This window comes from Methylobacterium hispanicum, assembly GCF_022179285.1.
Lineage (GTDB): Bacteria > Pseudomonadota > Alphaproteobacteria > Rhizobiales > Beijerinckiaceae > Methylobacterium > Methylobacterium hispanicum.
The window spans coordinates 1-8,484 of record NZ_BPQO01000063.1 but is presented as its reverse complement, the minus strand read 5'-3'; the positions used below and the strand labels follow the sequence as shown (position 1 = coordinate 8,484).

The 8,484-nt window shown below is 67.8% G+C and carries 7 protein-coding genes and 1 pseudogene; 2 read left to right on the top strand and 6 right to left on the bottom strand.

From position 1 onward, the window contains the following. Positions 1 to 205 precede the first annotated feature (205 nt). The gene (gene soxC, locus MFF56_RS31545; protein WP_373324253.1) at positions 206 to 1,432 is read left to right on the top strand and encodes a sulfite dehydrogenase; all 1,227 of its coding nucleotides are present in this window, start codon (positions 206 to 208) and stop codon (positions 1,430 to 1,432) included. Beyond that, positions 1,419 to 1,961 (top strand): c-type cytochrome, encoded by a 543-nt coding sequence (locus MFF56_RS31540; protein ID WP_066920512.1) that lies wholly within the window; start codon positions 1,419 to 1,421, stop codon positions 1,959 to 1,961. Before soxC ends, MFF56_RS31540 begins: the two co-directional genes overlap by 14 nt. Here MFF56_RS31540 and MFF56_RS31535 read toward each other — a convergent pair whose 3' ends face one another. The 6 genes and pseudogenes from MFF56_RS31535 to MFF56_RS31510 all read right to left on the bottom strand — a co-directional run. Next, positions 1,962 to 3,293, bottom strand: a complete 1,332-nt coding sequence (locus MFF56_RS31535; RefSeq protein ID WP_066920510.1) for an LLM class flavin-dependent oxidoreductase — start codon at positions 3,291 to 3,293, stop codon at positions 1,962 to 1,964. It abuts the gene before it with no gap. 61 nt (positions 3,294 to 3,354) lie between these two features. Further along, a complete protein-coding gene (locus MFF56_RS31530; RefSeq protein WP_066920508.1) occupies positions 3,355 to 4,242 on the bottom strand; it encodes an ABC transporter permease in 888 nt (295 codons plus the stop codon). Beyond that, a complete protein-coding gene (locus MFF56_RS31525; protein ID WP_238232162.1) occupies positions 4,239 to 5,027 on the bottom strand; it encodes an ABC transporter ATP-binding protein in 789 nt (262 codons plus the stop codon). The genes MFF56_RS31530 and MFF56_RS31525 overlap by 4 nt, the downstream gene beginning before the upstream one ends. Positions 5,028 to 5,107: 80 nt before the next feature. Then, the gene (locus tag MFF56_RS31520; protein ID WP_197430504.1) at positions 5,108 to 6,142 is read right to left on the bottom strand and encodes an ABC transporter substrate-binding protein; all 1,035 of its coding nucleotides are present in this window, start codon (positions 6,140 to 6,142) and stop codon (positions 5,108 to 5,110) included. Between the two features lie 268 nt (positions 6,143 to 6,410). Then, positions 6,411 to 7,286, bottom strand: a complete 876-nt coding sequence (locus MFF56_RS31515) for a TauD/TfdA dioxygenase family protein (protein WP_066920504.1) — start codon at positions 7,284 to 7,286, stop codon at positions 6,411 to 6,413. Beyond that, positions 7,286 to 7,882 (bottom strand): annotated as a pseudogene (locus tag MFF56_RS31510) (NAD-dependent epimerase/dehydratase family protein); the annotation flags it as partial. The gene MFF56_RS31515 and the pseudogene MFF56_RS31510, both read right to left, overlap by 1 nt. Between the last annotated feature and the right edge of the window lie 602 nt (positions 7,883 to 8,484).

Genomic DNA, 8,484 nt, shown 5'->3' with positions numbered 1-8,484 from the left:
CGGTCCGTCCACATCTGCTCTCTCCTCCGTCCTGCCAGACGGATCGTGTATTGGTGACACGAGACAGATGGGGACGGCCGGCGGAGGACCTCAAACAGGCTCTGAGGTGACGGGCACTGGTAGCCGCGTTGCCACCATGTTGCACCACTATCGGTGGGAGAGCGCCAGTTGATCATGAGTGTGATGCCCCATGAGCGATAATGACATGACGATGCACGCCCGGCGGCGCTTTCTCGTCCGGAGCGCCGCGGCGGTGGGAGCAGTGGCCGCCAGCGGAGCCCGCGCGGAGCAGGCGACGCCGCCCGGCATCCCGGACTGGATGAAGGCGCCCGGCGCCGATACCGGCAGCCAGCCCTACGGCACGCCATCGCGCTTCGAGGCGGGGATCATCCGCAACATCCCCAAGGGCCTCAAGCAGTACACCTCGGCCTCCACCCGCACCCCGCTGCAGGATCTCGACGGCATCCTCACGCCGAACGGGCTGTTCTACGAGCGCCACCACGGCGGCATCCCGGACATCGACCCCGCCCAGCACCGGCTCATGATCCACGGGCTTGTGGAGCGCCCCCTCGTTCTCACCATGGAGGACGTCCGCCGCTTCCCGAGCGAGTCGCACATCTACTTCCTCGAATGCTCGGGCAATCCGGGCTTCGAGGCGATCAAGGGCAAGACGGCCTCGGACCTCGTCGGGCTCATCAGTTGCGCCGAGTGGACGGGCGTGCGCCTTGCGACCGTGCTGCGGGAGGCCGGGCTGAAGCCCGATGCAAAATGGGTCGTCGCCGAGGGCGCCGACGCGGCCGCGATGACCCGCAGCATCCCCATTGCGAAGTGCCTCGATGACGCGCTGCTGGTCTACAGCCAGAACGGGGAGCGCCTGCGCCCGCAGCAGGGCTATCCCCTGCGCGTGTTCCTGCCCGGCTTCGAGGGCAACATGAGCGTGAAGTGGCTGCGCCGCCTCAACGTCGCGGCCGAGCCCGGCTACACCCGCGAAGAAACATCCAAGTACACCGACTTGATGCCGGACGGCACGGCTCGCCAGTTCACCTTCGTCATGGAGGCGAAGTCGATCATCACCCGGCCCTCCGGCACGCAGCGGATCACCCCCGGTTTTAACGAGATCACCGGCCTCGCATGGACGGGGCGCGGCCGGATCCGCGGAGTGCAGGTCACGACGGACGGTGGCAAGAGCTGGCGGGAGGCGGCGTTGCAGGAGCCGGTCCTGAACCGGGCGCTGACCCGCTTCCGCCTGCCCTGGACTTGGGACGGCCAGCAGACGACCATCGCGAGCCGCGCCATCGACGAGACCGGCTACGTCCAGCCGAGCTTCGAGGATCTGACGGCAGTCCGCGGCCTCAAGTCGTTCTACCATAACAACGCGGTGGTGCCGTGGCGCATCGCGGCGGATGGGGAGGTCGCCAATGGCTACGCGTAAAGTCCGGGCGCTCGCTGTCGCGTTCCTCGTGTTCGGCATCCGCGGCGCGGCTCACGGCGCAGACCACTTCGGAATCGGCCGCCCGGCGACCGAGGCAGAGATCGCCGCCTGGAACATCGACATCGACCGCGACGGCCGGAAACTTCCGCCAGGATCCGGCAGCGTCGCCCATGGCCGCGCGGTGTTCGAGGCACAATGCGCCTCCTGCCACGGCAGCGGGGGCGAGGGTGGCACGGGGGAAAGGCTCGCCGGCGGCCTGGGCACGCTCGCCTCCGCCAAGCCTGTGAAGACGGTCGGCAGCTTCTGGCCCTACGCGCCGACTCTGTTCGACTACATCCGCAGGGCGATGCCGATGAACGCCCCGCAATCGCTCAGCGACGACGACGTTTATGCGGTCTCGGGCTACGTCCTGCACCTGAACGGGCTCGCGCCCGAGGACGCCGTGTTCGATGCCCGATCGCTCTCGGCCGTCCAGATGCCGAACCGGGACGGCTTCGTCTCGGACCCGAGGCCAGATGTGAAGCCCTGACTAGCGGTCCGTGCCGAAACCGGGCGGCGGGCGGGAGCCGAGGTGCCCGCGTAGCGTCCGACCCTCGTAATCCTCCCGGAACAGGCCACGGCGCCGCAGCTCCGGCAGGACGAGTTCGATGAAGTCGTCGAGGCCTCCCGGCAACGTCGCCGGCATGATGTTGAACCCGTCGGCACCTCCTGCCCGAAAGCGAGCTTCCATCTCATCGACGATCTGGGCGGGGGTCCCCACGATCTGCGAATGCCCGCGTGCCCCGGCGATTCGCAGATAGAGCTGGCGAAGGCTCAACCCCTCCCGGCGGGCGAGGTCGAACATCAACTGCTGACGGGATTTGGCCCCGTTGGCCTCCGGCAACTCGGGCACCGGCCCGTCCGGGTCGAAGCCGGAGAGATCGAAGCCGCCGATCATACGCTCCAGCAGCGCCAGCCCGACCACCGGATCGATCAGGTCCTGCAAGTCCTCGAATTTGGCACGGGCCTCGGCCTCCGTGCGCCCGACCACCGGGAACAGCCCCGGCATCACCTTCAGGTCGTCGGGCGCGCGGCCGAAACCGGCCATCCGGGCCTTCAAATCCCCATAGAACGCCACGGCCTCGTCGAGCGTCTGGTTGGCCGTGAAGACGATCTCGGCGGTGCGGGCCGCGAGGTCCTTGCCCGGACCCGACGAGCCGGCCTGGACGAGAACCGGCTGGCCCTGCGGCGAGCGCGAGATGTTGAGGGGGCCGCGGACCTCGAAATGCTTGCCCCGGTGGTCCAGCGGCCGGAAGCCGTCCGGCTTCGAGAACTGGCCGCTCGCGCGGTCGATCAGCACCGCGTCGTCGTCCCAGGTGTTCCAGAGGCCGAGCACCACGTCGACGAATTCCTCGGCACGCTCGTAGCGGTCGGCATGCTGCGCGATCCGATCGTTTCCGAAGTTGGCGGCCTCCGCGTCGGTTGCCGAGGTGACGAGGTTCCAGCCCGCCCGGCCGCCACTCAGATGGTCGAGCGAGGCGAAGCGGCGGGCGACGTTGTAGGGCTCGTTGAAACTCGTGGAGGTCGTGGCCACGAGGCCGATCCGGCGGGTGACGGCGGCGAGCGCCGAGAGCAGCGTCACCGGCTCGAAATGAGTGGAACGCGCCGTTCGCTCGCTGGACCGGAGGTTGGTGTCGCGAATGCCGGTTCCGTCCTCGAGGAACACGAGGTCGAACTTGGCGGCTTCCGCCTTCTGCGCCCAGCCGACATAGCGTGAGAGGGTGATCCCGCCATCCGCCTCGCTCGACGGATGCCGCCAGCCGGCGATGTGGTGGCCCGTCGCGTAGAAGAAGGCACCGAGGCTCAGGGTACTTTGGGTCATGAACAGTCTGATCAGAATGACGGTTTGCGGAAATGCGCCGGGCTTGGATCGGATGCCTGCGTCAGCGGACGACGCCCCAGCGCCGCACCGTCACTCGCTCCAGGGTGGCGAACACGACGTTCTCCACGAAGAGGCCAATGAGGATCACGACGAGCAGGCCTGCGAAGACCCGATCGGTGTAGAGCTCGTTGCGGTTCTGATAGATGTACCAGCCGAGGCCACCCTTGCCGGAAGCCGCGCCGAATACGAGTTCGGCGGCGATCAGGGTGCGCCACGCAAAGGCCCAGCCGATCTTGAGGCCGGACAGGATCGCCGGCAGCGCCGCCGGGATCAGGATCTGCCAGACGTAGGCCAGCCCGGTCAGTCCGTAATTGCGGCCCGCCATCCGCAGGGTCTCGGGCACGCCCTGGAACCCGGCGAAGGTGTTGAGTGCCAGCGGCCAGAGGACCGCGTGGACCAGCACGAAGACGAGGCTGCCGTTGCCGAGCCCGAACCAGAGCAGCGCCAGCGGCAGCAGCGCGATGGCCGGGAGCGGATTGAACATCGCCGTCAGGGTCGAGAGCAGGTCGCGGCCGAACTGCGTCGAGACCGCAAGCGTCGTCAGCCCGAAGGCGAGGAGAGCGCCGATCGCGTAGCCCTGTGCCAGCACGGCGAGGGAAATGCGCACGCGCTCGATCAGCTCGCCGTCGGCCAGTCCCTCGGCGAGGGCGGAGAGGGTCGCGGTGAAGCTTGGCAGCAGGAGATCGTTGTCCTTGGCCCGCGCCAGTCCCTCCCAGGCCGCTGCCAGGATCGCGAGGATCAGCGCCTTGCGCAGCCAGCCCTGCTGCCACAGGCGCGCGCCAACTGGCAGGGCGCGGGTGACGGGCGCCTCCACGAAGGGCGGCAGAACCTGGTCGACCTCTGGCCGGATTGGCGGAAGTGTGCGCGACGTCGTGGCGAACGCGGTCATGCGGCGCTCCCGTCAGCCTCGAACAGGCGCTCGTGGAGGCGCAGGGCGGCGGCCTGGAAGTCGCGGCTCCCGAGGCTCGTGAGATCGAAGGCGTGGCTGTTGATCTCGCTGCGCACCCGCCCCGGATGGGGCGAAAGCAGCGCCACCCGGTTCCCGACGACCAGCGCCTCCTCGATGGAGTGGGTCACGAACAGCAGGGTGAAGCGGACCTCGTCCCAGAGGGCCAGTAATTCCTCCTGCATCCGGCGCCGGGTCAGCGCGTCCAGAGCCGCGAAGGGTTCGTCCATCAGCAGCACCCGGGGCTGCATGGCGAGCGCCCGGGCGATGGCCACGCGCTGCTTCATGCCCCCCGAGAGCTGATGCGGATAGCTGTCGGCGAAGGGGGTGAGGCCGACCTTATCGATGACCTGGCGCGCCCGCTGCGCGGCCTCGCGCCGGCCGAGGCGGCGGGAGGCGCGTAAGGGGAAGGTGACGTTCTGCAGCACCGTCTTCCACGGCGGCAACTGGTCGAACTCCTGGAACACGACGATGCGGTCCGGCCCCGGGCCCCGCACCGGCACGCCATCTAGGGTGATATCGCCCTCCACCGGCGAGATGAAACCCGCCACCGCTTTGAGCAGGGTGGACTTCCCACAGCCCGATGGGCCGAGCAACACGAAGCGGTCCGCTTCGTACACGTCGAGGTTGACGCGATGCGTGGCGCGCACGACCCGCGCCGGAGTGCGGTATTCGAGGCTGACGCCCGAGATGCGCAGGAGTGGGTCCGGCAGGGCGGGAGCCGCCATGGCCGGGCCGCTCCAAGCCGCCGTCTCCGGCTCCGGCGGCACGGCGCGGACGCTTGTTTCCGAGAGGGTCATGCGCCTGCTCAGCTGCCGGTGGCAGTGCGCGGACTGGCGAAGAAGTAGTCCGACAGGCTCTTCGGCTCGGTCTTGATCGCTCCGACCCGGTGCATGAACTGGCCGAGGCCGAGGGTGTTCTGCGGCTCGATCTTGAAGCTGACCTGCGGATTCCTGATCACTTTGAGCAGCAATTCCCGGTCGAGCTTGCTGTTCGTCGCCTTGAGGTAGATGTCGGCGGCCTTCTCGGGGTTGGCCGTGACGAACTTTGCCGCCTCTTCAAGGGCCTCGACGAAGGCCGCGTAGGTCTTCGGGCTCTCCGTGTAGAAGCGCTCGGTCGCGTACAGCACCGTCGAGGAGGACGGGCCACCTTGGACGTCGTAGGAGTTCAGAACGACGTGGGCGTTCGGGTTCTCGGCGAGTTCCTGATCTTGAAAGGGCGGATTGGCGAAGTGGCCGGTCACCTCAGTGCCGCCCTTGACGATCGCCGCCGTCGCCTCGGGGTGCGGGATGGCGACGGTCAACTTGTCGAGCTTGGCGAAGTCCTTGTCGCCCCAGAGCTTGGCCGACGCCCATTGCAAGATGCGCGACTGGACCGATACGCCGACCGCCGGCACGGCAATGCGGTCGGCATCGGTGAAGTCCGCGATGGTCTTCACCCCCGGACGGTTGCTGACGAGGTAGTAGGGAAAGTTTCCGAGTGAGGCGACGCCCTTCACGCCCTGCCGCCCGCGGGTGCGGTCCCACAGGGTGAAGAGCGGCCCCACGCCCGCGCCGCCGATATCGACCGCGCCGGAGAGCAGCGCATCGTTGACGGCCGAGCCGCCGGAGAGCTGAACGTACTCGACCGTAATATCGAGACCGGATTCCTTGCCGTGCTTCTCGACGAGCTTCTGGTCCTCGATGACATTAAGGAGCAGGTAGACGACGCCGAACTGCTTGGCGATGCGCAGCTGGCCCTCCACTGCGGCTGCCGGTCCGGCCAGCAAGCCGGTCAGCGCGATGCCGCCGATCAGTGCGGCGGCCCGCCCATACGACACGAAGTTTCGTCGCAACAGAAGCATGCAGATTCTCTCTGGCCTCGCCGTGCCGCAACAACGCATGGCGATCACAAAAGCGAGATTGAGATTTGACTTGTGAATGCTGTGCGGTCAATGAGAGGAAATATTACATTTCATCGACAAGGAGGTATTATCTTTTGCTGCGCGGATGATTTATAGACGAATTTTTGGTGTCGCCATGAGCATCGGCCGATAAGTCGGAGAGGACGGGCGAGCCCGCCCCGCCACGGTCGTGCGGCAGCGACTTCGCGGAGCGCTTGTGGGACAGGCCTCAGGCAGCCTTGCCCGTCTGCGTGTCGCGAGCCCGGCTGCGTCTCCCGCCGGTGCTGACCGGAGCGACGCCCTGGATCGTCACCCGCCGCACCACGCGGGGCTCGTCGTCATAGTCGTCCACGGCCCGGTGCACCGTCGCGCGGTTGTCCCAGATCGCCACGTCACCCTGCCGCCAGGACCAACGGACGGTGTTCTCGGGCCGCGTCGCGTGATCGTGGAAGATCGCGAGCAGGTGCTGAGAATCCGAGGTCGTCAGGCCGAGAATGCGCTGGATGAAATGGCCGACGATCAGCGAGCGCTCGCCACTTTCCGGATGGACATGAACCAATGGGTGCTCGGTCTCGTAGACGGTGCGGGTGAAGACCTCGTCGTACCGCCGCCGTCCGGCATCGGACACGTTCACTCGTCCGCCCACGTAGTCGTAGACGTTCGAGTGCACGGCCCAGAGCCGGTCCGCGAGATCACGCAGGGCTTCCGGTAACTCGGCATAGGCCGCTTCCGTGTTGGCCCAGAGCGTATCGCCGCCATAGGCGGGAAGCGTCACCGCGCGGAGGATCGAGATCGCCGGATAGTTCGGCACGAAGGTCACGTCGGTGTGCCAGGAGCTGGCACGCTCGCCCCGGCTGCCGTCGATGTCGAGGGTTCCCGCCGTGCCGTCGAGGGAGGGCACGGTCGGGTGCGGGACGAGATCTCCGAGAAGCCGCCCGAAGGCTTCGTGACCAGCCTCGTCCAGGGTCTGATCGCGGAAGAAGACCACCTTGTGCCGGATCAGCGCCTGCCGGATCGCAGCGACCGTCGCGGCGTCGAGGTCGCCGGAGAGCGCGACGCCGCGGATCTCGGCACCGATGCGCCCGGCGACGCGGCGGATGTCCAGTAGGCCGGCGCCAGCGTCAGGGTCAGGCGCTCCTGCATGTACTTCGTCAGGGCGTAGACCGAGGCGAGCGCCGGGCGCTTGGTCTCCGGCGTCGGCACCGGGCGCATCGGACGGCCCTCCGCATCAAGCGGGTCCCAGGGCTCGCCGGGCTTGCGGGGTTTGCGCACCGCATCCTCGATCGTGGCGCCGCCATGCGTGCGATAGAGCCCCTCGCCGTAGATGCTCATGGAGGAGGCGACGACGACGCGCTTGACCGGTGCCTCGATCAGCGCCTGGAACAGGGTCGCGGTGCCGCAATCGTTGACCGAGACGTAGCGCTCGACGGCGTACATGCTCTGGCCGACACCGACCTCCGCCGCGAGGTGGACCACGTGGGTCGCCCCGGCGAGCGCGCGTGCCACGGCGCCGGCGTCCCGGACGTCGCCCGCCACGAAGTCCACCGCGGGATCGAGCCCCCGGGGGACGGCCCCGGCACCGTGCACCTGCTCGATCAGGCTGTCGAGAACCCGAACCCGGTATCCGCGGGCCAGCAGCGCGCTTGCGAGATGCCGGCCGATGAAGCCCGCGCCTCCCGTGATGAGGGCTAGATCTTTCATGAGCAGCCGCACGACCCCGTCAGTTGCGACAGAAACGCCGAATATTTATCAAATGATACACCGGCAACCGGCACCAACCTATGATGCGATCGCAAGAATTCGCATTCGATAGTCCCGTCTGGCCTACCCAGCTTTCGGGATAGCTCCGGGGAAGGATCTTTGTTCCTCGATTTTAATCCGCGCCTCTGCCGTCGATCGTGGCCGCCGGGCGGCCGGAGCGCTCTTGCGCCGAAATGGACGCCGGTTCGGCGCAAGAGAGCGCGTCAGGACAAGAGGTTGGCGCCGTACCCCTCTCCAGAGCCGCCACCACGGGCCGCGCACCGCGGGCCGATATCAACGTTCTGCGCGAAAGATATCGCCCCACCCGGTAGCACGATGGGCATGTCTGGCCTTCCGTCACACCGCGACCATGCCGGGGCGCCGCCCGCCGGATACCCCGCGGCGCAACCGGATCACGATCGATGCGGGCAGCTTCTCGGGGTCTGGCCGGCGGGATCAGGGGAAAAGGTCTGCGGATGAGGGGGGACGCACCGGCCTGGGCCGGACTTCCGAGCCGGGGCCGGAGGCCGGCCGCGCTCGGATCGACGCTAGGCCTCGCCCTC

Coding starts and splice junctions, on each gene's coding strand:
- MFF56_RS31520 (WP_197430504.1), bottom strand. CDS start 6,142: ATGCTTCTGTTGCGACGAAACTTCGTGTCGTATGGGCGGGCCGCCGCA.
- soxC (WP_373324253.1), top strand. CDS start 206: ATGACGATGCACGCCCGGCGGCGCTTTCTCGTCCGGAGCGCCGCGGCG.
- MFF56_RS31530 (WP_066920508.1), bottom strand. CDS start 4,242: ATGACCGCGTTCGCCACGACGTCGCGCACACTTCCGCCAATCCGGCCA.
- MFF56_RS31540 (WP_066920512.1), top strand. CDS start 1,419: ATGGCTACGCGTAAAGTCCGGGCGCTCGCTGTCGCGTTCCTCGTGTTC.
- MFF56_RS31535 (WP_066920510.1), bottom strand. CDS start 3,293: ATGACCCAAAGTACCCTGAGCCTCGGTGCCTTCTTCTACGCGACGGGC.
- MFF56_RS31525 (WP_238232162.1), bottom strand. CDS start 5,027: ATGGCGGCTCCCGCCCTGCCGGACCCACTCCTGCGCATCTCGGGCGTC.